The sequence below is a fragment of the Coriobacteriia bacterium genome, assembly GCA_014859305.1.
GTDB lineage: Bacteria > Actinomycetota > Coriobacteriia > Anaerosomatales > Kmv31 > Kmv31.
On sequence record JACUUM010000025.1, the window covers coordinates 1 to 23,065 of the forward strand.

A 23,065-nucleotide genomic window follows, 5' to 3' on the forward strand; every position below is an offset into this window, starting at 1 on the left:
CGCGTCGGCAGGCGCGGCGCGGGGGGTCCTCGGCGAGTCGGGGTAAGACCCGGGATTGACGCAGCGGTATATACTCGCCCAAACTGCCGACCCGCCGCTTCGGGCGGCCCGTCCACCTACCATCCACGGGAGGCCTTCAGCCTCATGCGACTCGTCGTCTCCGAGAAGAACATCGCCGCGCGCCGCATCGCCGAGATCCTCGCGGTGGGCAAGCCCAAGGCCGAGAAGGTCTACTCCACGCCCGTCTACAGGTTCCGGCGCGACGGCGAGGAGTGGGCGAGCGTCGGGCTGAAGGGTCACATCCTGAAGGTGGACTTCCCGGCGCTGCTCGAGCGCGAGGACGGGGAGTGGGTCGCGCACTGGGACGACGACCGCGAGACCCCCGCGGAGTTGCCGGACTACCTGGCCGCGCCTCCGTGGCCCTCGCCGGTGAAGAAGCCCTTCACGAAGGGCGGGGTGGACCTGAAGACCTGGAAGCTCGCGTCGCTCCCCTATCTGACGTGGGCCCCCATCGGCAAGACGCCGGCCGAGAGGGAGATCGTCCGCGCGCTCAAGACGCTGGCGAAGAAGGCCGACGAGGTCGTCATCGCAACCGACTACGACCGCGAGGGTGAGTTGATCGGCGCGGACGCCCGCGGGCTGGTCCGGGAGGTCAACCCGGACGTCCCCGTGAAACGCGCCCGCTTCTCGGCCATCACGAGGGGCGAGATCGAGCGGGCCTTCTCGGAGCTCGGCGAGGTCTCGGACTGGCTGGCGCAGGCCGGCGAGGCGCGACAGGACATCGACCTCGTGTGGGGAGCGGTGCTCACGCGCTACCTCACCAAGGTGCGCTTCTCGGGCGTGGGCCAGCCGCGCAGCGCCGGACGCGTCCAGACGCCCACGCTCAAGCTGATCGTGGACCGGGAGAAGGAGCGCGAGGCGTTCGTCCCGGAGACGTACTGGACGGTGAAGGGCACCTTCGCTTCCGACGGTGAGGAGTTCACCGCCGGGCACGTCACCGAGCGGTTCAAGCGCCGGCAGGACGCCGAGGCGGTCATGGAGGCCGTCGTCGGCGAGTCGGAGGCCACGGTCGCCGCGGTCGACCGGTCGCGGCGGACGGTGAGGCCGGCCGCGCCGTTCAACACCACCGGCCTGCAGGCCGCCGCGGCCGCCGAGGGGCTCTCGCCCGCGCGCACGATGCGCATCGCCGAGTCGCTGTACATGGACGGTCTCATCAGCTACCCGCGTGTCGACAACACCGTCTACCCGGAGAGCCTGGACCTGCGCGCGATCCTGCGCACGCTGGATGGCGTGCCGCAGTACCACGAGCATGTCGCGCGGCTCCTCGCATCCGAGAAGCTCACAGCCACGCGCGGCGGCAAGGAGGCGACCGACCACCCGCCCGTGCACCCCACCGGCGCAGCCGACCCCGACAGGCTCAAGCCGGAGGGGTGGAAGCTGTACAACCTCGTGGCGCGGCGGTTCATGGCCACGCTGTCCGAGCCGGCGGTGATCGAGGGGACGAAGGTCTCGCTCGAGGTCGACGGCGAGACGTTCGTGACGCGCGGGGACGTGCTCGTCGTGCCCGGCTTCCGCTCGGTCTACCCGTACGGCGCCAAGAAGGACGAGGAGCTCCCCGCGATGGCCGAGGGTGGGACGGTGGCGTTCCTCGGGGCCGCTCAGGAGGAGAAGCAGACGCAGCCGCCCGCGCGTTACAGCCAGGGCAAACTGATCCAGGAGATGGAGAAGCGCGGGCTGGGGACCAAGGCGACGCGGCACGAGATCGTCCAGCGCCTCTACGACCGGCGCTACATCGTGAACGACCCTGCCGAGCCCACCTGCCTTGGCATCACCGTGATAGACGCGCTCTCCGCGTTCGCCGACCGCATCACGACCCCGGAGATGACGAGCGAGCTCGAGAGCGAGATGGACGCGATCGCCAACGGCCGTGCCGACCGCACGGACGTCGTCGAGCACTCTCGCAAGCTCCTCGACGAGGCCATGGCGCAGCTGCTCCCGCGCGCAGGGGAGGTCGGCGAGCTCCTCAAGAACGCGGCGGTGGAGGACGCGCGGATCGGGACCTGTCCCAGGTCCGGTCACGACCTGCTCGTGAAGTCCTCGCCCAAGACGAAGGGTCAGTTCGTGGGCTGCGCCGGGTGGCCGGAGTGCGAGGTCACCTACCCGCTGCCGCAGGGCAAGGTCGAGCCCGTGGAGGAGCCGTGCCCTGTCTGCGCCACACCGCAGGTCCGGATCGTGCAGTTCCGGCGTCCGCCGCTCGTGCGCTGCCTCGACCCGAACTGCGCGACCAACGTCGAGCCCCCTATCGACCTCGGCGAATGCCCCAAGTGCGCCGAGGAGGGGCGCGAGGGCGGGCGTCTCGTGGGACAGCGGTCCCCGAGGACGCTCAAGCGCTTCGTGCGCTGCGTGAACTACGAGGAGTGCAAGGTCTCCTACCCGCTGCCCCAGTCCGGCGAGATACAGCTGACCGGCGAGAAGTGCACGGGCTGCGGGGCGCCCGAGATCGTGGTGCAGACGCGGCGCGGCCCGTGGAGGATCTGCATCGACCCCGCGTGCCCCACCCGTCCCCCCGCCGAGGGTGCCAAGGGCGGCAGGAAGACGAGCTCGCGCCGGCGCGCGAAGCGCTAGTGACGATGCCGCGCCGATAGGGGACACTCCTGCCGATGAGCGGGACGGTGCCCGATCGGGGCGGGAAGGGGGTCCGGGGTATGCGGCTCGCGGTCGTCCAGATGCTCCCGTCGGGGGAACGCGACCCCGATCTCGCCAGGCTGCTCGCCCTCATGGCGGAATCCTGCGGCCTCGGCGCCGAGGTCGTCGTCCTGCCGCGGGTGCCGTCGCTGCTCGACGACGCCGAGGCCCGGCGGGCGTTCCTCTCCGGCGGGGGCGCGTGCCCTCCCGGCGTCAGCGTCCTCGTGCCGCTGGCCGCCGTCGAACGCGGGCAGCCGGGAGGGGAGGAGACCGCGCTGGGCCGCACGGTCCAGCTCACCGGCGACGATTGCATCGAACCCTCCCTGTACCCGCGAATCCGCGAGAGCGAGCCGGACGCCCTCGTGCTGCGGCCGGAGGCCGAGTCCGCGCTGCAGGCCGAGGCCGTCCTCGAGCTGGCGCTGGGCTACAGCACGTCCCTCGCGGGGCTCGTCGTCGTCTGCGACCCCGCCGGGCTCGACCCCTCCGGCGAGCCGTTCGCAGGGAGCGCGATCGTCCAGCACGGGGAGATCCTGGCCGTGGCGGTGGATGCGGACGAGGTCCTGACGACGGAGGTGCACCCGCCCGTGCGACTCCAGGAACCGGTGTCGCCGCCGCCCGAGCCGCAACTCATCCTGCGGCAGCGGCTCGCCCATCACCAGGGCCGCAAGGCCGAGGTCGAGTGGCTGGCCGACCTCGACTGATGCCAGTCGCGGCCGGCCGCGGCGCTCGCAGGCCCGGCCGAGGAACGCCGAAGGGCGCATGGTAGGATACTCCTGGTTCCAGCAGCCGGGGCGCCAGCGCGAGGGGTGGCCGCCTACGGCTCCGACGTGGAAGGGCCTCTAGCCGCATGCCGCTTCCGAAGGTCACCGTCGTGGGCGCCGGGCAGGTCGGCGCGACGGCCGCGTTCCTGACGCTCACGAAAGGACTGGCCGACGTCGTGCTCCTGGACGTAGCCGAGGGGCTGCCGCAGGGGAAGGCGCTCGACATGATGCACAGCCGCTCCGTGGAGCGGTTCGCCCCCAGGGTGACCGGCACGAGCGACTACGCCGAGACGGCCGGCTCCGACGTGGTTGTGATCACCGCGGGGTTGTCGCGCAAGCCGGGGATGACGCGCGACGATCTGCTCGCGGCGAACAGCGTGGTCGTACGCTCGGTCGTCGAGAGCGCGGTGGAGGCCTCGCCGGAGGCGGTGCTGCTGTGCGTCACCAACCCGCTCGACGTGATGACGCACCTCGCGCAGAGGTCTTCGGGCCTGCCCGCCTCACGCGTGCTCGGCATGGGCGGCGTACTGGACTCGGCGCGGTTCGCGTACTTCATCGCCGAGGCGACGGCCGCGCCGATCGACAGCGTGGAGGCGCTGGTGGTGGGCGCTCACGGCGACGCGATGGTGCCGCTGCCCGCGCACTCCACGGCCGGCGGCACGCCGGTGACGCGCCTGCTGCCCCCCGAGCAGGTCGACGAGCTCGTGCGCCGCACCGTCCATGGCGGTGCGGAGGTCGTCTCGCTGCTGGGGAACGGTTCCGCCTTCTACGCGCCGGCCGCATCCGTGGTGCGCATGCTCGGGGCGATCCTCGGTGACACGGGCGAGGTGATGACGAGCTGCGTCCGGCCCGACGGGCCCTACGGCATCGACGACGTGTACGTGTCCGTGCCGGCCGCCCTCGGGCGAGGCGGGGTGCACGGGATCCCGGAGCTGCCGCTTACCGCCGAGGAGCTCGCGGCGCTTCGCGCCTCGGCCGAGACGGTGCGCGAGGCGGTCGCGGCCCTGCCCGCGGGGGCCTGAGGCCGGATGGCCGACGCGGCAGCAATCGCCGAGGCGGTCGGACGCGCCTGTCGCGATGCGGCCGTGACGCTGCGCCCCGACGTGCTCGCGGCGCTGCGGGCGGCAGCGGCGAGCGAGCCCTCCGGGCGCGGCCGGCGCGTCTTGCGTCAGCTGATCGAGAACGCGGAGGTGGCGGCGGCCGACAGGGTCCCGCTCTGCCAGGACACCGGCACGGTGTGGGCGCTCATCGAGCTCGGCGCCGAGGAGCGCCTGGGCGGGGACCTCCAGGCAAGGGTCGACGCGGAGGTCGCCCGCGCCTTCCGCCAGGCCGGACTGCGCGCCAGCATCGTGCGTGACGCGGCGTTCGACCGCGCGAACACCGGCGATAACACGCCGGCGTTCCTCGACGTGGTGGCCCGGCCCGGCCGAGGAGCCACCGTGCACGTGATGCTCAAAGGCGGCGGTTCGGACAACTCCTCCGCGCTCTCGATGCTGGAGCCCGCCGAGGGATTGGCAGGCGTGCGCCGCTTCGTGGTCGAGACGGTTCGGGCAAAGGCGAGCGGCGCGTGCCCGCCGCTGGTGGTCGGGGTCGGGGTCGGCGGCACGTTCGACAGGGTGGCGGGGCTCGCCAAGAAGGCGCTGCTGCGGCCGCTGGGCACGTCTCCGACAGGGCCGCACGCGCGCGAGACGGAGGCGCTGGAGGCCGAGCTGCTCGACGCGGTCAACGCGACCGGTATCGGGCCCGGCGGCCTCGGGGGGCGCAGCACCGCGCTCGGCGTGTCGGTGCTGAGCGCGCCCTGCCACATCGCGGCGCTCCCGGTCGCGGTGAACGTGGGGTGCTCGGCGGTCAGGTCCGTCACGCTCGAGGTGGCGTGAGGTGACCCGCGGCTCTGACGAGAGCGGCATGGTCGAGTCCTACGAAGGCGACCCCGCTCCTCACGGCGGGGCTACCACGCTGCCGGCCTCGCCGCCGCCGAAGGTGGGCGGCGGAGGCTACCGCGCCGTCCTGGGCAACCCGCGGTTCCGGCGCCTGTGGGTGAGCCAGTTCGTCTCCGGCATCGGCGACTGGCTCGTCATCGGCTTCCTCATGCCGCTCGTCACCACGCTCTCCGGCGGCTCCGCCTTCGCGGTGGCAGGTATCCTGATCGCCAAGATCATCCCCGCGCTGGTGTTCGGCTCGGTCATCGGCGTGTTCGTGGACAGGTTCGACCGCCGGCGCCTGATGATCGCCTGCGACCTCGTCCGCGCGGTGCTCACCTTCGGGCTGCTGGTCACGAACAGCCTCGCGGTCATCTACCTGGTCGTGCTCCTCATGGAGATGGCCTCGATGTTCTTCTATCCGGCCAAGAACGCGCTCATCCCGGTCCTGGTCGATCCCGAGGACCTGGCGGCCGGGAACGGCTTGTCCTACACGACCCAGCAGGCGAGCATGCTGATCGGGCTCACCGCCTCCGGCGCGATCCTGGCGCTGTTCGAGCGCGTCGTGCGGGCGCTGCTCGCCGCGGAGGTGCCGCTGCTGACCGAGGGCCTGGGGCTCTTCGCCCCCGAGCTGCTCGGCCCCCGGGCGGGCGTCTTCCTCAACAGCCTTACGTTCGTCGTCTCGGCCGTGGCCATCTACAGCATCAGCGTGAGGGCGTCCGCCGTCCCGGACGGCGCTCCGCTCCTGGACCTCTCGCTCGTGGGCAAGGACGTCCGCGAGGCGTTCACCCTCATCGGGGAGCACCGCGAGCTGCGCAGCTTCCTGGTCACGATGGGGCTCGGCATCTTCGGAGGCGGTGCCGTCGTGCCGCTCGTGCCCACGTACGTCTCGGCGCACCTCACCGGGGAGGTGCCCATCCTGGGGCAGGCGTTCGCCAGCCAGGAGGTGGGCACCGCGAACATGGTCTTCATGCTCGTGTTCATGGCGTTCGGGATGGTCGCGGGGGCCATGACGGTACCCCGGCTGGCTCGGCACGCATCGCTCCAGCTGCTCTTCCTGGGGGGCGTGGCCGGGTTCGGCGCCTCGATGCTCGTGTTCGCCTCGGTGGGCGTCTACGCGGTCGCCGCGCTGTTCGCCGCGATCGCCGGGTTCGGCGTCGCCGCCGTCACGGTCGCGGGCAACACCTACGTCGCCGAGGAGACCGCCGACGCCGTGCGGGGCCGCGTCTTCACGGCCCTCGAGTCGGTCGTACGCGTGGCGCTGCTGCTCTCGATGATCGTGATGCCGGTCGTCGCCGATGTGGTCTCATCCCTCTCGGACCGCTTCTTCGATGCGCGCGGCCTGCCGCTCTCGGGCGCGCGCATCGCCCTGCAGGCCGCTTCGCTCATCGTGATCGGGGCGGCGGTGTACGCTTACCGCACCCTGGACTGGAAGGGGAGGAGGACCCCGGCCGATGCCTGACCTGGTGCGTCTCACGCTCCCGCCGACGGCCGAGGCGCTTGGCGCGCTGGCGGCCGGCGACGAGGTCGAACTCGACGGTTTCGCCTACACCGCGCGCGACGCCACGCACGAGCGGCTGCTGGCCGAGCTCGACCGCGACGGCGAGTTGCCCTACGGGCTGGCCGGCCAGGCGCTGTTCTACGCGGGCCCCGCTCCGCCGGCGGCGGGCCGGCCGGCGGGGGCGATCGGCCCCACCACGGCTCGCAGGATGGACCGTTGGACGCCGCGGCTGCTCGAGGCGGGCGTCGCCGCGACCATCGGCAAGGGGGCGCGCTCGCCCTCGGTCGTCGAGGCCTGCCGCCGCCACGGCGCCGTCTACCTCGCCGCGGTCGGAGGGGCGGCGGCCCTGCTCGCCCGGCACGTGACGGCGCTGCAGGTCGTCGCGTACGCGGACCTGGGCCCCGAGGCGCTCGCGCGCGTCACGCTGGCGGGCTTCCCGGCGTTCGTGGCGATCGACACCGCCGGACGCGACCTGTACGCCGAGGCGGCCGCCGAGTGGCGCGGCGCATCGGAGGGGGCCGGCGATGCCTGAGCGAGGCGTGTTCGTCACGTTCGAGGGCGGCGAGGGCTCCGGCAAGAGCACGCAGGCCGCGCTGCTGGCCCAACGGCTGCGCGACGGCGGCCTGCCGGTCGTGGCGCTGCGCGAGCCGGGCGGCACCCCTCTCGGCGACGACATCCGCGATCTGCTGCTCGATCCCGCGTACGCGGGGATGGACCCCATGGCCGAGTTGCTGCTCTACGAGGCGAGCCGCGCGCAGCTCGTGGCCGAGACGATCGAGACTTCACTCGCAGCGGGCCGCCACGTCGTGTGCGACCGCTTCACCGATTCGACCACGGCCTACCAGGGCTACGGCCGGGGCCTGGACCTCGAGCAGGTGCGGGTGCTCAACTCCGCCGCTTCCCGCGGACTGGTGCCGGACCTCACCGTGCTGGTGGACGTCGACCCCGTCCTCGGTCTGGAGCGTGCGTGCGGGCAGGGAGCCGACCGCCTGGAGGCCGAGGACGTCGCGTTCCACGAGCGCGTGCGCGAGGGGTTCCTCCGCATCGCGGCCGAGAAGGCGGAACGGGTCGTCGTCGTGGACGGAACCCCGGGCGTGGCGGAGGTCGCGGCGGCGGTACGGCGGGTGGTGGCGGCGGCACTGCCGGTGCTTCGCCCCGTGCTGGACTGGCGCGCATGACGAAGCGCGGCTGCGTGTGGGACGACCTCGCCGGCCAGCGTCGGGCCTCCGAGCTTCTCTCAGCCGAGGTGCGCGCGGGCACGGTGTCTCACGCCTACCTGTTCGTCGGCCCTCCCGGCGCCGGCAAGAAGACCGCGGCCAAAGCACTGGCCTGCTCGCTGTTCTGCGGCGACGGCGGGTGCGGCGCGTGCCCGGCGTGCCGTCGGGTCCGGGCGGGCTTCCACCCCGACTTCCGGGTCATCCGCCCGGAGGGCGCGGCGACCTACGTCATCGAGCAGGTGCGCGAGGTCATCCACGACGTGGCCCTCAAGCCGGTGCAGGCGAGCTGGAAGGTCTACGTCTTCGAGGCGGCGGACGCTTTCAACGAGGGCAGTGCGAACGCGTTCCTGAAGACGCTGGAAGAGCCGCCGGCCGACGTCGTGATCGTGCTTCTCGCCCACGACCACCGCGCGGTGTCGCCTACGATCGTCAGCCGCTGCCAGGTCGTCCGCTTCGAACGGCTGCCGCCGTCGGTGGCGGAGCGGATGGTCGCCGAGAAGGCCGGCGTGGAGCTCGACCGCGCGCGTGAGGCGCTCGCCGCCGCAGGAGGGGTGGCGCCCCGCGCCATCGAGCTGCTGCGCTCGCCCGCCAAGCGCGAGGCGCGCGAGCGGCTGCTGGCCGTGCTCAAGGAGCTGCCGGTGATGGACGCGCACGACGTGCTGTGCTCGGCGCGCGAGCTGCTCACGGCGGTCAAGGCGCCGCTGGACGAGCTCAAGGCGTTCCAGGCCGAGGAGCTCGCGGAGCGCAGGGAGTTCGTCGGCAGGGGCGGGACGAAGCCGCTGGAGGAGCGGCACAAGCGCGAGCTCACCGCCAAGGAGCGCGAGGGCGTGCTCGAGCTGCTCAACGTCACCGAAAGCTGGCTCCGCGATTGCTTGGCCATATCGGCAGGCGCTGGCGAGCTGGCCGTGAACCGCGACGTGCGCGACGCCGCCGACGAGGTCGCCGCCGCGCTCGCGCCCGGCACAGCGGTGCGGGCGATATCCGAGGTCGCCGAGGCCCGCCGCCGTCTCGCCTATAATGTGAATCCTCAGCTGGCCGTCGAGGCCATGCTGTTCGGTGTACGGGAGGTACTCGCATGCCCACGGTAGTGGGAGTCCGCTTGCGCTCCGCGCCCAAGGTGCTCTGGTTCGACCCCGCCGGCTCCGAGCCGGCGGTGGGCCAGTGTGTCGTGGTGCGGACGGAGCGCGGGCAGGAGATCGGAGAGGTCGCCTCGGCTCCCGCCGAGGTCGAGGAGTCCGAGTTGCCCGCCGAGCTCAAGCCGGTGGAGCGCATCGCCACCGACGAGGATCTCGCCCGTGCCGAGGAGTTGCGCGAGCGCGAGGCCGAGGCCATGCCGGTCTTCCGGGAGCTGGTGGGCAAGCACGGGCTGGACATGAAGCCGGTCGGCGTCCAGACGCTGTTCGACTCCTCCAAGATGGTCTTCTATTTCGCAGCCGAGGAGCGGGTCGACTTCCGCGAGCTGGTCAAGGAGCTCGCTTCCAGGTTCAAGACCCGGATCGACATGCGGCAGATCGGCGTGCGCGACGAGGCGCGTATGGTCGGGGGCCTGGGCCACTGCGGGGAGCAGCTGTGCTGCGCACGGCTGGGCGGGGAGTTCCACCCCGTCTCGATCCGCATGGCCAAGGAACAGGACCTGCCGCTGAACCCCTTGAAGATAAGCGGGGTCTGTGGAAGACTCATGTGCTGTTTGCGCTACGAGTACGACGCGTACAAGGAGTACAAGTCGCGGGCGCCCAAGCGGGGGGCCGAGGTCGAGACCCCGCTTGGAGCGGGTAAGGTCGTGGAGTTGAACACCCCGAAGGAGACGGTGACGATCCGGCTCTTCGAGGGTGGGTCCCTCACCGTCCCGCTGGGCTCGATGGAGTGCGGCAAGGACACCGGCTGCCCCTGCAAGGTACCGCCCGAGGCGATCCAGAGGCCGGGGCTCGGCGTGCTGGAGGCGGCGCAGGCGCCGGCTCCGACGGGGGAGGCGAAGGCCGAGGCGGGCGGCGGGGCGGAGAAGCCTCCGTCGAGGAGGCGCAGGCGCCGCGGAGGCGGCGGCAAGCGCGAGGGCGGTGGCGAGGCCTCCGCGGCCAAGGGCGAGCCGGGGCAGCGGCCCAAGGCCGAGACGAAGCCGAAGCCCGAGGCCAAGGCGGCGGACGGTGGCGGAGAGGCCGCCAAGCCGGCGCGGCCGGGCAGGCGCCGCAGGCGGCGGAGGCCCTCGGGTGGCGCGCAGAGCGGTTCGACCGGCGGGGAATGACAAGCGGATACGCCGACGTAGCTCAGCTGGCCAGAGCACCGCACTCGTAATGCGGGGGTCAGGGGTTCGAATCCCCTCGTCGGCTCCACCGAGACTGACGCGGCTCTCCCGGGATCGGGGGAGCCGCTTCGCGTCCGCGCGGCACCCCGCCTGCCGTTGTCTCGGGGTGTCGGCACCGGGGTGGCAGGAATTGACACACCCCTCTGCCTATGGGATTTTCTGCACGTTGTCGACGGACAACATGGGGGGTCAGCGGTCGCGGCACCAGCAATCGTCGTGACGACATCGGGCCGAGGGGGCGCGCTTATGCACGAACGCGATTGGTCACTCCTGTCCGGACGAGAGAAGCAGATACTCGACCTGCTCTCAGCCAACATGTCCAGCAAGGAGATAGCAGCCAAGTTGGGCTTGTGCAGGCGTACGATCGACAATCACTGCGTCAACATCATTCGCAAGCTCCAGGTCTCGGATCGATTCGAGGCAGCGAGGCTATGGCAAAGGTATGCGGAGTGAACGACGCATCCGTGGTACACGATTTCTCACGTTTCTGCATCTGTGTGCATGCATGTTCCTGACTCGCGATTGTGCGCAGCCGGTGCTCCCTCTTAGCATCAGGCGATAGAGGACCGTGCCGGTCCGATACGTCCGATGAGGAGGGAGGTGCATAATGATGCGGATGTATTCACGAGGCGCCCGGATGGCGCTGACCGTGATGGCTGTGTCCGTTGTGATGGCGATCTTCGCGCCCAGTGCGTTCGGCGCCACCAAGTCGTTCTACACGTACAGGGGGAGCGTTCTGCTGTGGACGAAGGCGAATACCACCTTCAGCTACGACGGGACCCGCGTCACCAACGGGTCTACGACCCAGTCCTGCGGGTACGTCTTCCCGAACCTGGCGAGGAATCAGGGGGTCACCCTGTACAAGTACAGCTCGTCCAAGTGGCGCTATCAGGCGCGATTCGGCTGGGGGGCCGGCGTCGTCACCCCGTGGGGGGACGTGACCGTCTATTGGCAGACGAGCACGCATACGCACTACGTCTACGGAAGCGGCGCGTACAGCGGATCGTCGAGCCTCAACTAGGGGTCACGGCGGGGAGCGGACATGGAGTGCGGACCGCCGGTCCGCACTCCATGTCCTTCCTTATGACTGGTGAAGGAGCGTATCGGCCGTGTTGTCGGTGAGGAACCTGACCAAGCGCTATGGCCACAGCCTGGTGCTCGATGACATCTCGTTCGATCTCCCGCAGACAGGGATCACGTTTCTGATGGGAGAGAACGGCGCGGGCAAGACCACGCTGATCAAGGCGATGCTCGGCCTGGAGCGCTACCAGGGCGAGGTCCTGTACGACGGTCGCGACCTGCGCCAGGTCTCCACCGATGTCGCCGTGGTGTTCGACGATGCCCCATCGTACCGGGGGCTCAACGGATACAGGAACCTGGAGCTTCTCTGTCCGAGGAAGGTGCCGTCACAGCAGCTGCGCGATGCCGCTCGCGAGTACCTGGGAGACGATCTGCTCAGGAAGAACGTCCGCCGGTACTCCTACGGGCAGCGCAAGAAGCTCTCGATCGCGTGCGCCCTTCTCGCCCGCCCCAAGTACCTCATCATGGACGAGGTCTCGAACGGTCTCGACTACGAGACCATGGAGCACCTGAAAGGCGAGTTCAGAGAGCGCGCAAGGGAGTCGGCCGTGTTCCTGACGGGCCATCAGTTCGACTTCTACACCTCGATCGTGAGCCGCGTGCTGGTGCTCAAGGGCGGCAAGATCCGAGAGTTCGAACTGGACGAGCAGCCGACTCCAACCCAGAGTCCCCTGGGGCAACTCTACGAGAGGACCGTGAAGGATGTTTCGTGACGAGGTCGCGTACGTCTTCTACTCCAAGGCCGTCTACGCGCTGACAGGCCTCGTGATACTGCTCGTCGGGGTTGGCGCGTACAGCAACGTGACCCGCGCTCGCGCGGCGTCTCTCGAGTACTCGTCCATACGGAACGAGCTGACCGCCGAGGGGATCGACGTCGATGCAGCGCTCGAGGAGGATCTGAACGTCACCGAGACCGAGGAGAACGGCACGACCGTGGTCGAAGTGGACAACCCCATCCGGTACGCGTACGAGGAGTTGACCCGAAGCGTCCGGGCGCTTGCTCCCGGGAACGTCGCCTCGAACGGGCTCGCCTCGGTCGCCTTTCTCGGCGGGCCGCTGCTGTTCGGCGCCTGGGGCGTGTTCCTGGCAACGCAGGACTTCGTCAATAAGACGGTCAAAGTCAAAGCGGTGCGCAACGACTGGAAGGTAGTCGCCCTCACGAAGCTCTCGGTGGGCGCGCTGGCCGTCATCGGCTCAGTCGGACTCGTGCTCCTCTTGACGTTGCTCGTGGGGCGGCCGGTCCACGCCTACGGAGTATCGCTGCCTCCTGGGTCGGTCTCGCTTGCTGCCGTGGATACCGCTGCGCTGCCCGGCGTGTCGGCGCTAGCCGCGCAGAGCGGGGTTGCCGTCGTTCTGGGCGTGCTCTTCATGACTGTGGGCTACGCCCTGGGAACCGTGGTACGGAGTCCCTATGTCCCGTTGACGCTGGTGGTGGCCTACAATGTCTTCATCCCGGTGGTCGGGAAGTACGATCCAAAGAACCTCGCTTCGGTGATCGGACACGATGTGTTCGCTTTCAGCGGCGTGTTCCAGCTGGTGGCGCCGCGTCCGATACCGGTGCCTCTCGCGTACGGGCTCATTGCTGCCGTTGCCTTGGCCGCCGTTGCGGCCAGTCTCGCCGCCGCCCACTTCCAGAGTAAGTATGTGAGCTAGAGGAGAGGACGCCGCCGTGAGCAAGACACTCAAGGTCGTACTCGTCGTCTTGGCTGCCATAGCGGTCGTGATCATGGCGCTGTTCCTCATCGGCCAAGGAGTGTTCATCTTGGACTAGCTGCACTTGGTGACGCCGGACGACCTCTACGCCGCTGAAGTATCCTGACGCCGGAGGGGAAGAGCGCCGGAGCGGCGAGGAGCGTCTGACGGGATGACTGCCGACCACCTCTCGATAGCGGTCTTCGTGCTGGCGGGTGCGGCGTTCGTGGCGACCACGCTCGCGGTGTCGCGGCTGCTGCAGCCTCGAGAGCCGAGCGCGGCGAAGCTCACGCCCTACGAGTGCGGCAGCGAGCCGGTCGGCCCGCCGTGGGTGCAGTTCCGCATCGGCTACTACGTGTACGCGCTGCTGTTCGTGATCTTCGACATCGAGGTGGTCTTCCTCTACCCGTGGGCGGTCGCCTTCGGTAGCCTCGGCATCTTCGTGCTCATCGAGATGGCCGTCTTCGTCGGCATCCTCGCGCTCGGGCTCGCGTACGCGTGGCGGGAGGGGGCGCTGGAGTGGCGCTAGACCGCCTCACGGGCGAGCACGGCGCGCTGTTCATCCGGAGCGAGCAGCTCTTCGACTGGGCGCGGCGCAACAGCCTCTGGTACCTGATGTTCGGGATCGCCTGCTGCGCGATCGAGATGATGCACGCCGGAGGTCCCCGGTTCGACTTCGACCGCTTCGGCATCTTCCACCGCGGCAGCCCCCGGCAGTCCGACGTCATGATCGTCGCCGGCACGGTGAACACGAAGATGGCGCATTCCCTGCGCCGCCTCTACGAGCAGATGCCCGAGCCCAAGTGGGTCGTCGCGATGGGCGCCTGCGCCTCGACGGGCGGGCCGTTCCGGGAGTACCCGAACGTGGTGCTGGGAGTGGACGCGGTCGTCCCGGTCGACGTCTATGTGCCGGGGTGCCCGCCGCGTCCGGAGGCCCTGCAGTACGGCTTCATGCGCCTGCAGGAGCTGATCCGCGATCGGACGGAGGAGCGCCTTGCCCGACGCCGCAGCTCTTAGCCGCCAGCTCACCTCCGCCGGTCTCGACTGCTACTCGATCGGCGACGAGGGGTGGTTGGGAACGGTACTGCGCATCGACGCCGGCGACGCGCTGCGAGCCATCCGCGCTCTCGCGGAAGCCGACTACGTCATGCTGGCCGACCTGCTCGGCGCCGACACCGGCGACGGGCTCGAGCTCACCTGGCACCTGCGCTCCTTCGCCGCCGATGAGGAGCTGTTCGTGAAGGCCGCGGTGGCCTACGACGCCGAGGTGCCGTCGGTGTGGACGGTGTACGCCGCCGCCCTGTATCCCGAGCGCGAGGCCGCGGAGCTCTTCGGGCTGACCTTCAGGGGGCACCCCAACCCCAAACGGCTCCTCACCAGCGACGAGTCCGGACCGTTCCTCCTGCGCAAGTCCACGCCGATACGCACGCGGGCGCAGGTGGCGCGGCCGGGCGTGAGGGACGGTGAGGAGTAGGTGGACGAGCGCGAGGGGGAGCACGGCGCCGCGGTGCTGCCGCGCGGGCTGCGCCGGGTGCCGCGCGGGGTGGACGAGCTCGCCACCGAGCACCTCGTGGTGAACATGGGTCCGCAACACCCCTCGACCCACGGCGTGCTGCACGTCCTGCTCGAGCTCGATGGTGAGGAGATCGTCGCGGCGGAGGCGAGCCTGGGCTACCTGCACCGGGGCGTCGAGAAGCTCTCCGAGTACCGCCGCTACCATCAGGTGGCGACCCTCATGGACCGGGCCGACTACCTGAGCGGCATCCACGGCGAGCTGGCCTTCGCGCAGGCGGCCGAGGAGCTCGCCGGCATCGAGGTGCCGCCCAAGGCGCACTGGCTGCGATCTCTCCTCGGGGAGATCAACCGGGTCTCGAGCCACCTGCTGTGGCTGGGGACCTTCGGGCTCGACGTCGGCGCCATGGCGCCGTTCCTGTACGCGCTGCGCGACCGCGAGACGCTGCTCGACGTCCTCGAGGCCGTCACCGGCGCGCGCATGATGTTCAACTACGTGCGGCCTGGTGGCGTCGTCGCGGACCTGCCGCCCGAGGCCGAGCCGGCCATCCGCGCCTTCCTGCGCTCCCTCCCCACCCACCTGGGCGAGTTCGAGGACCTGCTGGGAGGCAACGAGATCTTCGTGGCGCGCACTCGCGGCGTCGGGGTGATCCCGCGCGAGACGGCGGTGTCCTTCGGGATGTCCGGCGCCTGCCTGCGAGCGACCGGGCTGGGCTGGGACGTACGCAAGGAGCGGCCGTACGCGGCGTACCCGGAGCTCGACTTCGACGTGCCCGTCGGCACGGTGGGCGACACCTGGGACCGCTACGCGGTGCGCGTCGAGGAGATGCGCCAGAGCCTCGCGATGATCTCGCAGACGATCGAGGGCATGCCCGAGGGCGCGCACATGGCCAAGGGGCCGAAGGTGCTGCGTCCGCCGGCCGGGGAGGTCTACTCCGCCGTCGAGTCGCCGCGCGGGGAGCTCGGCGCGCACCTCTGCGCCGACGGCTCCGACAGGCCGTCGCGCCTGCGCTTGCGCTCGCCGGCCTACTTCAACCTGGCGGTCATCGACGAGCTGCTGCCGGGCTGCAAGATCGCCGACGCCGTAGCGGTCATCGGCTCGCTCGACATCGTGCTCGGGGAGATCGACCGATGAGCCCGCTCGCCGTCGCGGCGCTCCGCGCGCTCGCCGCCCTCTCACTGATGCTGCTCAACGGCGTGGTGCTCATCTACATGCTGCGCAAGGTCCTCGGGCACCTGCATCTGCGGTTGGGGCCGACGAGGGTGGGCCCGCGCGGCTTGCTGCAGACGACCGCCGACGTGCTGAAGCTGCTCACGAAGGAGGACGTCGAGCCGGCGGCGGCGGACGCGTGGCTCTTCCGGCTCGCGCCGGTGGTCGTGTTCACGCCGTCGTTCATGGCGTACCTCGCTCTCGTGTTCGGTCCCGGGCTGCGCTTCAGCGACCTCGACACCGGCGTGTTCTACGCGTTCGCCGTGCTCTCGATCGTGCCCGTCGGCGTCCTGATGGCCGGCTGGGCGTCCAACTCCAAGTGGTCGCTGATCGGCGGCGTGCGGGCGACCGCGCAGCAGATCGCCTACGAGGTGCCGCTGCTGCTGGCCGCGCTTGGCGTCGTGATGGCCGCCGGCTCGATGAACCTGACCGAGATCGTGGCGAGCCAGCAGGGCACGTGGCTGGGGTTCCTGCCGCGGTGGTTCGTCTTCGCGCAGCTGCCCGGCTTCGTGCTCTTCCTCATCGCCTCGCTCGCCGAGCTCAACCAGACGCCGTTCGACATGTCCGAGGCGGAGAGCGAGCTGGTCGCGGGGTTCGCCAACGAGTACTCCGGGATGAGGTTCGCGCTGATGTTCCTCGCCGAGTTCTCCAACAGCTTCATCGTCTCGGCGCTGGCCGTCACGCTGTTCTTCGGCGGGTGGCTCGGCGGGTCCGGGCTGGTGCCGCCGGTCGTGGTCTTCCTGCTCAAGACGTACCTCGGCGTATTCGTGCTGATGTGGATCCGCGGGACGCTGCCGCGCATCCGCATCGACCAGCTGCTGACGTTGGGCTGGAAGGGGCTGATCCCCGCCTCGCTGGCCTGGGTGCTCGTGGTCGGCGTCGCCGTGAAGCTCTTCGAGGGGTCGGGATAGGCGATGTGGGGCCTCGGCATCCTCGAGAGCATGCGCGTCACGATGCGCAACCTGCTGCGCGGCCCGATCACCGTGGCCTACCCCGACGAGACCGTCGAGCTCCCGCGGCGCGCACGATGGGCGGTGGCGCCCAAGTACGACGAGGACGGCCGGCCCAAGTGCACCGCGTGCACCAACTGCGTGCGCGCCTGTCCCGACGGCGTGCTCGCGCTGGACGTGACGACGCGCGAGGACGCCTCCAAGCGCATCGACGCGTACACGTACGAGACCGGCGCCTGCATGCTGTGCGGACTGTGCGTGGAGGCCTGCCCGTTCGACGCGCTGGCGATGAGCCACGAGTACGAGCTCGCCGTGAGCCTTCCCGAGGAGATGCTGCGCACGCTGCTGCGCGACGTGGAGGCCGCCCCCGCCCGTCGCGCCGCCGCAGTGGTGGCGCCGCGGGCCGCCGCGCCCGGAGCGCCTGCGGCGGGACTGCCGGCGCCTCAGGAGCGGCCCAAGACCGACGGCGCCGTGCCGCACGGCCAGGAGTGCGACCCTGTGCCGTGCCCGGAGGAGGGGGAGCCGGGGCGATGAGCGACACGGTGGCGCTCGTTCCCTTCGCGCTCCTGGCGCTGGCCGCCGTCGGCGGTGCCGTGGGTATGCTCGCCTCGCGCAACGTCATGCACGCCGCGTTCTGGCTGTTGGGGGCGATGCTCGCCACGGCGGGCCTGTTCCTGCTGCTGTCCGCCGAGTTCCTCGCCATGGCGCAGGTCCTCGTGTACGCCGGCGCGGTCTCGGTGCTCCTGCTCTTCGTCATCATGCTCACCCTGCGCCGGCGCGAGGACGCGGTCAGGCCGCTGGACGCCTCCCCGGCCGCGGCGGCGCTCGCCGTCGGCTTCGGCGGGCTGCTGTACCTGTCGGTGACGAGGTTCGTGCCGCCGACCGCCGAGATGCCCCCCGTTGCGCCGGGCGTGGCGGGTCTCGGCCGCGTGCTCTTCACCGAGTGGGTCCTGCCCTTCGAGCTCGCCTCGCTCGTGCTGCTCGTGGCGCTGGTGGGCGCCGTGTGGTGGTCGGGAGGCGGTCGGCGATGAGCGCCGGCCTGCCTTCCTTCCTCGGCCTGGCCGCGGTGCTGTTCTCGCTCGGGCTCTACGGCGCGATCTCCAAGCGCTCGGCGGTCATGGTCCTGATGTCGCTCGAGCTGATGGCGGTGGCTGTGAACGTCAACCTCGTCGCCATCTCGCGATTCGTGACGCCGGAGGCGATGACCGGCCAGGTCTTCGCGGTCTTCGCGATGGTGGTCTCGGCCGCCGAGATAGGGCTGGGGCTCGCGCTCGTGCTCGCGCTGTACCGCCGGACGCGCTCGGTGGAGCTCGATACTCTCGACCGGCTGAAGGGCTAGCGGATGGCCGCGCTGCTCGCCATACCGGGGCTGCCGCTGCTGGCCTTCCTCGTCCTGCTGCCGGCGCCGAGGACCGTCCGCGACCGCTTCCTCGCGCTGCCGGTGCTCGCGACGGCCGCCTCGCTCGTGCTCTCGCTGACGGGGGCCGCGGCCGTGTGGCGAGACGCGGGAGCCGCCGGCGCGGCGACGGGAGCCCCCGCCGGCGCCGCCGAGGCGCTCTACCGCGTCTCCTGGCGGTTCGCAGTGCTGGACGGCCGCCCGCTCTCCCTCGGGCTCGCTCTGGACGCGGTCGCCGCGGTCCTGGCGGTGGTCGTGGCGTTCGTCGCCCTGGCCGTGCAGGTGTACTCGCTGGGCTACATGCGCCGCGACGAGCGGCGCGGCTGGTTCTTCGCGGTGCTGTCGCTGTTCACCGCCGCGATGCTCGCGCTGGTCCTCGCGGACTCGTTCCTGCTGCTGTTCGTCGCGTGGGAGGTGATGGGGCTGTGCTCCTACCTGCTCATCGGCTTCTGGCACGCCGAGGACGCTCCGCGCCGCGCCGCGCTCAAGGCGTTCCTGACGACCCGGGTGGGTGATGCCGCCTTCATGCTCGGTCTCGTCGTGATGTACGCGCAGGCCGGGTCGTTCGGGTTCCGCGAGGTCTTCCGGTCCGCGGGCTCGTGGTCCCCGGGAGCCGCGACGCTCGTGGCGCTGCTGCTGCTCGCGGGGGCGATAGGCAAGTCGGCGCAGGTCCCGCTGCACGTGTGGCTCCCCGACGCGATGGCCGGCCCCACTCCCGCCTCCGCGCTCATCCACGCCGCTACGATGGTCGCCGCCGGCGGCTACCTGATGGCCCGCGCGCTGCCGGTCTTCGAGGCCGGTGGCGCGGCGCTCGCCGCGGCGTCGGTCCTCGGCGCGCTCACCGCCCTGGCCGGGGGTCTGCTCGCCCTGGTGCAGCACGACGTCAAGAAGGTACTCGCGTACTCCACCGTCAGCCAACTCGGCCACGTGTTCGTCGCGCTAGGTGCCGGCGGGCTCGCCGCGGGGCTGTTCCACCTGGTCACCCACGCGTTCTTCAAGTCCCTGCTCTTCCTCGGCGCCGGCGTGGCCATCCAAGCCGCGCGCAGCCAGGACCTGCGCGAGATGGGCGGGCTGGGCCGCCGCATGCCGTGGACCGCGACGACGTTCGCCGTCGGCGCGCTCGCCCTGGCCGGCGTGCCTCCCTTCTCGGGCTTCTGGAGCAAGGACGGGATCCTCGCGGTGCTGCTCGCCGAGCGTCACTACGTGGCCTTCGCGGTGGCGCTGCTGGCCGCGTTCGTGACCGCTCTGTACGTGGCGCGGCTGTGGTACCGCGTGTTCGCGGGCCGGTGCCGGACGCCCGAAGCGCGGGAGGGCCGTGCGGGGATGGTCGCGCCGATGGTCGCGCTCGCGTTGGTCACCACGTTCATCGGCGTCTGGAGCGCGGCGTTCGCGGCCTTCCTCGGGTACGAGGCCCGCCGGCCCGAGGTCGCGCTCGCCGCGGTCTCCACCGCGGTCGCGGTCGCCGGCCTTGCGGCGGGACGGCGCGCGTTCGGGCCTCGGGCGAAGCTCGACACGGAGGCTCTCAAGCGGCGCGCGGGATTCGCGTACGACGCGCTCGCGATGAGGCTCTACTTCGACCTCGCCTACGAGCGCGCCGTCGTGCGCCCCTACGCGGGGGCCGCGACGCGCCTCGCGCTGTTCGACCGCCGAGGGATCGACCGGGTCGTGGACGCCGTCGGCACCACGTGGGGGGTGATCGCCCAGGCGAGCCGACTGATCGACGCGGGGGTCGTGGACGGCGCGGTGAACGGCCTGGCGACCGGCGTGAAGGCGGCAGGCTCCGCGCTCCGGCGCGTCCAGGTCGGCCGCGTCCAGACCTACCAGCGCGCCGTCGTCGGGGGTCTGCTGGCGCTCATGGCCCTCGTGCTCCTGAGAGGAGCGTGACACCGGGATGTTCCCGTTGCTGACGGCGATCGTCTTCCTGCCGCTGGCCGCCGCGGCCGTGATCGCGCTGCTGCCCGCCGCCCGGCCGGCCGCCGCCCGCCGGATCGCGCTGGCAGCCTCGGCGACCGACCTGGCGCTGGCCGCTTGGATGCTCGCGAGCTCGAGGCCCCCGGCCGGCGCCGCGTACGCCGACTCGTTCCGGTTCGTGGAGGACGTGGCATGGGTGCCGCAGGCCGGGATCCGCTACCACCTCGGTGTGGACGGCATCTCGGCGCCGCTGATCTTCCTCTCGGCGCTGCTCACGCTGCTGGTGGTGCTGGTCTCCTGGAGGACGGAGCCGAAGCCCAAGACGTGGTTCGCGATGCTGATGCTGCTAGCGGTCGGGATGAACGGCGTGTTCGCCGCCCTGGACCTGGTGCTGTTCTACGTGTTCTGGGAGCTCGTGCTGGTCCCGATGTACTTCATCATCGCCGTGTGGGGCGGGCCGAGGAGGCAGTACGCCGCGGTCAAGTTCTTCCTGTACACCCTCGCCGGCAGCGTGCTCATGCTCGTCGGCATCCTGGCGCTGTACCTGCACCCGGTCGGCGGGACCTTCGACATGGTCGCGCTCGCCGGATCCACCCTGCCGCGGGGCTTCCAGGGATGGGTCTTCGCCGCGCTGTTCCTCGGCTTCGCCGTGAAGGTGCCGGTCTTCCCTCTGCACACCTGGCTGCCCGACGCGCACGTCGAGGCGCCGACGGCCGGCTCCGTGCTGCTCGCCGGCGTCCTGCTCAAGATGGGCGCCTACGGCTTCATCCGCGTGTCGCTGCCGATCCTGCCCGACGCCTCCGCCGCCTGGTCGCCGGCGATCGCCGCCCTGGCCGCGGTCTCGATCGTCTACGGGGCGGCCGTGGCCTTCGCGCAGACCGACATGAAGAAGCTGGTCGCGTACTCCTCGGTGTCGCACATGGGCTTCGTGATGCTCGGGATCGCGGCCGGCACAGTGGCCGGCCTCGACGGGGCCGTGGCGATGATGTTCTCGCACGGCGTGGTGACCGGCATGCTCTTCCTGCTGGTCGGCATGGTGTACGACCGCACGAGGACCGGCGTCCTCACCGAGGTGGGCGGGCTGTCCCGGAGCGCGCCGGTCGCCGGGGGGATGCTCGCGTTCGCCTCGTTCGCGTCGCTGGGCCTGCCCGGACTGTCCGGTTTCGTCGGCGAGTTCCTGACGCTGGTGGGCGCGTGGCAGTCGCCGTTGTGGCGCGGCTTCGTCGTCGCGGCCGCCGCGGGCGTCGTGCTCGCCGCCGCGTACATGCTCCTGCTGGTGCAGCGTGCGGTGCTGGGGCCGCCCACCGACAAGGTCTCCGGCATCGCGGACCTGAGCAGCGCCGAGGTCGGCCTTCTGGCGCCGCTGGTAGCGCTCACGGTGCTCGTCGGCGTGCACTGGTCGAGCCTGCTGCGCTTCGTCGACCCGGCCGTGCGCGCGCTGCTGGCCGCCGAGGGGGCCGGCGGATGACCGGGTACGCCGCCCTCATCCCCGAGGCGCTCGTCCTCGCTGCCGCGCTCGCCGCGCTCTTCGCCGGGCTGCTGCCCGGCGGCGCGCGCACCGCGGCGGGAGGCGGTGCGGCGGCGGCTGCGCTCTCCGCGGTGCTCGCGGCGAACACCGGCGGCGCCGGAAGCCTGCTCTCCGGCACGCTCGCGCTCGACGGCGCCGCCGCGTTCGTTCGCGCGGCGATCGCGGCGCTCACCGCCGCGTACCTGATGTGGCTCGCCGGGCGCGGCGTGGCGGGCGAGCGCGCGGGCGAGGCCGCCGCGCTGGCGCTGCTGTCGGCCGGCGGCGGCATGCTGCTGGCCTCCGCGACCGACCTCGTGACGTTCTTCGTCGCGGTCGAGCTGGCGACGATGCCGGCCTACGTGCTGGTGGGCTACCGGCGCGACGACGCGCGCGGCCTGGAGGGGGCGCTGAAGTACTTCCTGCTCTCGCTGCTCACGAGCCTGGTGATGCTCTACGGCCTCTCGTTCCTCTACGGCGTGTCCGGCTCGACCCGCTACGCCGGCCTCGACGGGGGCGTGAGCGGGACGCTGGGCCTGGCCGGCGCCCTTCTCGTGGCGGTCGGTCTGCTGGCCAAGATCTCGGCCGTGCCGTTCCACTTCTGGGCCCCCGACGGCTACGCCGGCGCCCCGGCCGAGACGGTCGCCTTCGTCTCTACCGTGCCGAAGGTGGCGGCGATGGCAGCCGCCGTGCGCCTCCTCGGCCTGCTCGCCCCGCAGGTACCGAACCTGCCGCTGACGCTCGCGCTGGCCGCGGCGGCCTCGATGGTGCTCGGCAACCTCGCCGCCTTCCCCCAGCGCGACATCCGGCGCCTGATGGCGTACTCGGGGATCGGGCACGCCGGTTACCTGCTCATGGGCATCGTCGCCGGCACCGAGCGGGGCGCCCCCGCTACGCTGTTCTATGCCGCGGTCTTCGCCGTGCCCTCGATGGCCGTCGTGCTCATCGCCGCCGAGGAAGGCACCGACGTCCGCGACCTCGCCGGGCTGGCGGAGCGGCGGCCGGCGGCGGCATGGGCGATGACCGCGTTCCTGCTCTCGCTCATCGGCATCCCGCCGCTCGCCGGCTTCGTCGGCAAGCTGCAGCTCTTCGGCGCGGCGCTGGACGGCGCCTGGGTGTGGCTCGTGGTCCTCGCCGTGTCGGCGAGCGCCGTGTCGGCCGGCTACTACTTCCGCCTCATCGCGCCGATGTTCCTCGCTCCGGCCGAGGAGCGGCCGGCGGCACGGGCGCCCGCCCCCTCGGCGCCCGCCGCCCTGGCGCTCGCGGCGATGCTGGCCGTCACGCTCGCCGCCGGCGTGCTCGCCTCGCCGCTGCTGCGCCTGCTGGGCGCCGCCTGACCGGCGCCGCCCGCCGCCGCCTACACCACCTCTCCACATCCCGCCCGACCGGCTGGAATATACTTTGCGGTGCGAACTCGAACGGCGCGCG

General features: G+C 71.3%; 24 protein-coding genes and 1 tRNA gene. All 25 read left to right on the top strand.

The window, feature by feature from the left end; translation table 11 throughout:
- Window positions 1-144 precede the first annotated feature (144 nt).
- The 25 genes from IBX62_05860 (at window position 145) to IBX62_05980 (ending at window position 22,974) form a co-directional block, all read left to right on the top strand.
- Window positions 145-2,625 carry a DNA topoisomerase I gene (locus IBX62_05860; protein ID MBE0476605.1) on the top strand — a complete coding sequence of 827 codons (2,481 nt, stop codon included), beginning with the start codon at window positions 145-147 and terminating at the stop codon, window positions 2,623-2,625.
- 80 nt (window positions 2,626-2,705) lie between these two features.
- Window positions 2,706-3,386, top strand: a complete 681-nt coding sequence (locus IBX62_05865) for a hypothetical protein (protein ID MBE0476606.1) — start codon at window positions 2,706-2,708, stop codon at window positions 3,384-3,386.
- 146 nt (window positions 3,387-3,532) lie between these two features.
- Entirely contained in the window at window positions 3,533-4,468 is a 936-nt protein-coding gene (gene mdh / locus IBX62_05870) for a malate dehydrogenase (GenBank protein ID MBE0476607.1), read from the top strand.
- A gap of 6 nt (window positions 4,469-4,474) precedes the next feature.
- Window positions 4,475-5,323 (top strand): fumarate hydratase, encoded by an 849-nt coding sequence (locus tag IBX62_05875; protein MBE0476608.1) that lies wholly within the window; start codon window positions 4,475-4,477, stop codon window positions 5,321-5,323.
- A 1-nt stretch (window position 5,324) separates the two neighbouring features.
- Window positions 5,325-6,827 (top strand): MFS transporter, encoded by a 1,503-nt coding sequence (locus IBX62_05880; protein ID MBE0476609.1) that lies wholly within the window; start codon window positions 5,325-5,327, stop codon window positions 6,825-6,827.
- Window positions 6,820-7,398, top strand: coding sequence for a fumarate hydratase C-terminal domain-containing protein (locus IBX62_05885; GenBank protein MBE0476610.1), 579 nt, complete (start codon window positions 6,820-6,822; stop codon window positions 7,396-7,398). Before IBX62_05880 ends, IBX62_05885 begins: the two co-directional genes overlap by 8 nt.
- On the top strand, window positions 7,391-8,044 hold the full coding sequence (gene tmk / locus IBX62_05890; GenBank protein MBE0476611.1) for a dTMP kinase: 654 nt from the start codon (window positions 7,391-7,393) through the stop codon (window positions 8,042-8,044). The genes IBX62_05885 and tmk overlap by 8 nt, the downstream gene beginning before the upstream one ends.
- Window positions 8,041-9,171 carry a DNA polymerase III subunit delta' gene (holB, locus tag IBX62_05895; protein ID MBE0476612.1) on the top strand — a complete coding sequence of 377 codons (1,131 nt, stop codon included), beginning with the start codon at window positions 8,041-8,043 and terminating at the stop codon, window positions 9,169-9,171. The genes tmk and holB overlap by 4 nt, the downstream gene beginning before the upstream one ends.
- Window positions 9,159-10,322 carry a stage 0 sporulation family protein gene (locus IBX62_05900; protein ID MBE0476613.1) on the top strand — a complete coding sequence of 388 codons (1,164 nt, stop codon included), beginning with the start codon at window positions 9,159-9,161 and terminating at the stop codon, window positions 10,320-10,322. Before holB ends, IBX62_05900 begins: the two co-directional genes overlap by 13 nt.
- A gap of 11 nt (window positions 10,323-10,333) precedes the next feature.
- A tRNA-Thr gene (locus tag IBX62_05905) sits at window positions 10,334-10,410 on the top strand.
- Between the two features lie 218 nt (window positions 10,411-10,628).
- Window positions 10,629-10,835 (top strand): helix-turn-helix transcriptional regulator, encoded by a 207-nt coding sequence (locus tag IBX62_05910; protein MBE0476614.1) that lies wholly within the window; start codon window positions 10,629-10,631, stop codon window positions 10,833-10,835.
- A gap of 184 nt (window positions 10,836-11,019) precedes the next feature.
- Window positions 11,020-11,403 (top strand): hypothetical protein, encoded by a 384-nt coding sequence (locus IBX62_05915; protein MBE0476615.1) that lies wholly within the window; start codon window positions 11,020-11,022, stop codon window positions 11,401-11,403.
- 88 nt (window positions 11,404-11,491) lie between these two features.
- Window positions 11,492-12,175, top strand: coding sequence for an ABC transporter ATP-binding protein (locus IBX62_05920; GenBank protein MBE0476616.1), 684 nt, complete (start codon window positions 11,492-11,494; stop codon window positions 12,173-12,175).
- Window positions 12,165-13,115 carry a hypothetical protein gene (locus IBX62_05925; protein ID MBE0476617.1) on the top strand — a complete coding sequence of 317 codons (951 nt, stop codon included), beginning with the start codon at window positions 12,165-12,167 and terminating at the stop codon, window positions 13,113-13,115. Before IBX62_05920 ends, IBX62_05925 begins: the two co-directional genes overlap by 11 nt.
- Before the next feature lie 211 nt (window positions 13,116-13,326).
- Window positions 13,327-13,683, top strand: a complete 357-nt coding sequence (locus IBX62_05930; protein ID MBE0476618.1) for an NADH-quinone oxidoreductase subunit A — start codon at window positions 13,327-13,329, stop codon at window positions 13,681-13,683.
- A complete protein-coding gene (locus tag IBX62_05935; GenBank protein ID MBE0476619.1) occupies window positions 13,653-14,171 on the top strand; it encodes an NADH-quinone oxidoreductase subunit B in 519 nt (172 codons plus the stop codon). Before IBX62_05930 ends, IBX62_05935 begins: the two co-directional genes overlap by 31 nt.
- On the top strand, window positions 14,149-14,628 hold the full coding sequence (locus IBX62_05940) for an NADH-quinone oxidoreductase subunit C (GenBank protein MBE0476620.1): 480 nt from the start codon (window positions 14,149-14,151) through the stop codon (window positions 14,626-14,628). Before IBX62_05935 ends, IBX62_05940 begins: the two co-directional genes overlap by 23 nt.
- A gap of 105 nt (window positions 14,629-14,733) precedes the next feature.
- On the top strand, window positions 14,734-15,801 hold the full coding sequence (locus IBX62_05945) for an NADH-quinone oxidoreductase subunit D (protein ID MBE0476621.1): 1,068 nt from the start codon (window positions 14,734-14,736) through the stop codon (window positions 15,799-15,801).
- The gene (nuoH, locus tag IBX62_05950) at window positions 15,798-16,787 is read left to right on the top strand and encodes an NADH-quinone oxidoreductase subunit NuoH (GenBank protein ID MBE0476622.1); all 990 of its coding nucleotides are present in this window, start codon (window positions 15,798-15,800) and stop codon (window positions 16,785-16,787) included. Before IBX62_05945 ends, nuoH begins: the two co-directional genes overlap by 4 nt.
- A 3-nt stretch (window positions 16,788-16,790) precedes the next feature.
- Window positions 16,791-17,360, top strand: a complete 570-nt coding sequence (locus tag IBX62_05955) for a 4Fe-4S binding protein (protein ID MBE0476623.1) — start codon at window positions 16,791-16,793, stop codon at window positions 17,358-17,360.
- Window positions 17,357-17,857: an NADH-quinone oxidoreductase subunit J gene (locus IBX62_05960; GenBank protein ID MBE0476624.1), complete on the top strand. Its 501-nt coding sequence runs from the start codon at window positions 17,357-17,359 to the stop codon at window positions 17,855-17,857. The genes IBX62_05955 and IBX62_05960 overlap by 4 nt, the downstream gene beginning before the upstream one ends.
- Window positions 17,854-18,165 carry an NADH-quinone oxidoreductase subunit NuoK gene (gene nuoK, locus IBX62_05965; GenBank protein ID MBE0476625.1) on the top strand — a complete coding sequence of 104 codons (312 nt, stop codon included), beginning with the start codon at window positions 17,854-17,856 and terminating at the stop codon, window positions 18,163-18,165. The genes IBX62_05960 and nuoK overlap by 4 nt, the downstream gene beginning before the upstream one ends.
- A gap of 3 nt (window positions 18,166-18,168) precedes the next feature.
- Window positions 18,169-20,106, top strand: coding sequence for an NADH-quinone oxidoreductase subunit L (locus IBX62_05970; protein ID MBE0476626.1), 1,938 nt, complete (start codon window positions 18,169-18,171; stop codon window positions 20,104-20,106).
- A 7-nt stretch (window positions 20,107-20,113) separates the two neighbouring features.
- Window positions 20,114-21,601, top strand: coding sequence for an NADH-quinone oxidoreductase subunit M (locus tag IBX62_05975; GenBank protein MBE0476627.1), 1,488 nt, complete (start codon window positions 20,114-20,116; stop codon window positions 21,599-21,601).
- On the top strand, window positions 21,598-22,974 hold the full coding sequence (locus IBX62_05980; GenBank protein MBE0476628.1) for an NADH-quinone oxidoreductase subunit N: 1,377 nt from the start codon (window positions 21,598-21,600) through the stop codon (window positions 22,972-22,974). Before IBX62_05975 ends, IBX62_05980 begins: the two co-directional genes overlap by 4 nt.
- Window positions 22,975-23,065: the final 91 nt, after the last annotated feature.

Excerpts from the sequence above, each read along its gene's own strand:
- IBX62_05955 (MBE0476623.1), top strand. The coding sequence starts at position 16,791 with ATGTGGGGCCTCGGCATCCTCGAGAGCATGCGCGTCACGATGCGCAAC.
- IBX62_05980 (MBE0476628.1), top strand. The coding sequence starts at position 21,598 with ATGACCGGGTACGCCGCCCTCATCCCCGAGGCGCTCGTCCTCGCTGCC.
- mdh (MBE0476607.1), top strand. The coding sequence starts at position 3,533 with ATGCCGCTTCCGAAGGTCACCGTCGTGGGCGCCGGGCAGGTCGGCGCG.
- IBX62_05975 (MBE0476627.1), top strand. The coding sequence starts at position 20,114 with ATGTTCCCGTTGCTGACGGCGATCGTCTTCCTGCCGCTGGCCGCCGCG.
- IBX62_05925 (MBE0476617.1), top strand. The coding sequence starts at position 12,165 with ATGTTTCGTGACGAGGTCGCGTACGTCTTCTACTCCAAGGCCGTCTAC.
- IBX62_05915 (MBE0476615.1), top strand. The coding sequence starts at position 11,020 with ATGGCGCTGACCGTGATGGCTGTGTCCGTTGTGATGGCGATCTTCGCG.
- IBX62_05945 (MBE0476621.1), top strand. The coding sequence starts at position 14,734 with ATGGGTCCGCAACACCCCTCGACCCACGGCGTGCTGCACGTCCTGCTC.
- IBX62_05910 (MBE0476614.1), top strand. The coding sequence starts at position 10,629 with ATGCACGAACGCGATTGGTCACTCCTGTCCGGACGAGAGAAGCAGATA.
- IBX62_05970 (MBE0476626.1), top strand. The coding sequence starts at position 18,169 with ATGGCCGCGCTGCTCGCCATACCGGGGCTGCCGCTGCTGGCCTTCCTC.
- IBX62_05930 (MBE0476618.1), top strand. The coding sequence starts at position 13,327 with ATGACTGCCGACCACCTCTCGATAGCGGTCTTCGTGCTGGCGGGTGCG.
- IBX62_05860 (MBE0476605.1), top strand. The coding sequence starts at position 145 with ATGCGACTCGTCGTCTCCGAGAAGAACATCGCCGCGCGCCGCATCGCC.
- tmk (MBE0476611.1), top strand. The coding sequence starts at position 7,391 with ATGCCTGAGCGAGGCGTGTTCGTCACGTTCGAGGGCGGCGAGGGCTCC.
- nuoH (MBE0476622.1), top strand. The coding sequence starts at position 15,798 with ATGAGCCCGCTCGCCGTCGCGGCGCTCCGCGCGCTCGCCGCCCTCTCA.
- IBX62_05875 (MBE0476608.1), top strand. The coding sequence starts at position 4,475 with ATGGCCGACGCGGCAGCAATCGCCGAGGCGGTCGGACGCGCCTGTCGC.
- holB (MBE0476612.1), top strand. The coding sequence starts at position 8,041 with ATGACGAAGCGCGGCTGCGTGTGGGACGACCTCGCCGGCCAGCGTCGG.
- IBX62_05900 (MBE0476613.1), top strand. The coding sequence starts at position 9,159 with ATGCCCACGGTAGTGGGAGTCCGCTTGCGCTCCGCGCCCAAGGTGCTC.
- IBX62_05865 (MBE0476606.1), top strand. The coding sequence starts at position 2,706 with ATGCGGCTCGCGGTCGTCCAGATGCTCCCGTCGGGGGAACGCGACCCC.
- nuoK (MBE0476625.1), top strand. The coding sequence starts at position 17,854 with ATGAGCGCCGGCCTGCCTTCCTTCCTCGGCCTGGCCGCGGTGCTGTTC.
- IBX62_05885 (MBE0476610.1), top strand. The coding sequence starts at position 6,820 with ATGCCTGACCTGGTGCGTCTCACGCTCCCGCCGACGGCCGAGGCGCTT.
- IBX62_05960 (MBE0476624.1), top strand. The coding sequence starts at position 17,357 with ATGAGCGACACGGTGGCGCTCGTTCCCTTCGCGCTCCTGGCGCTGGCC.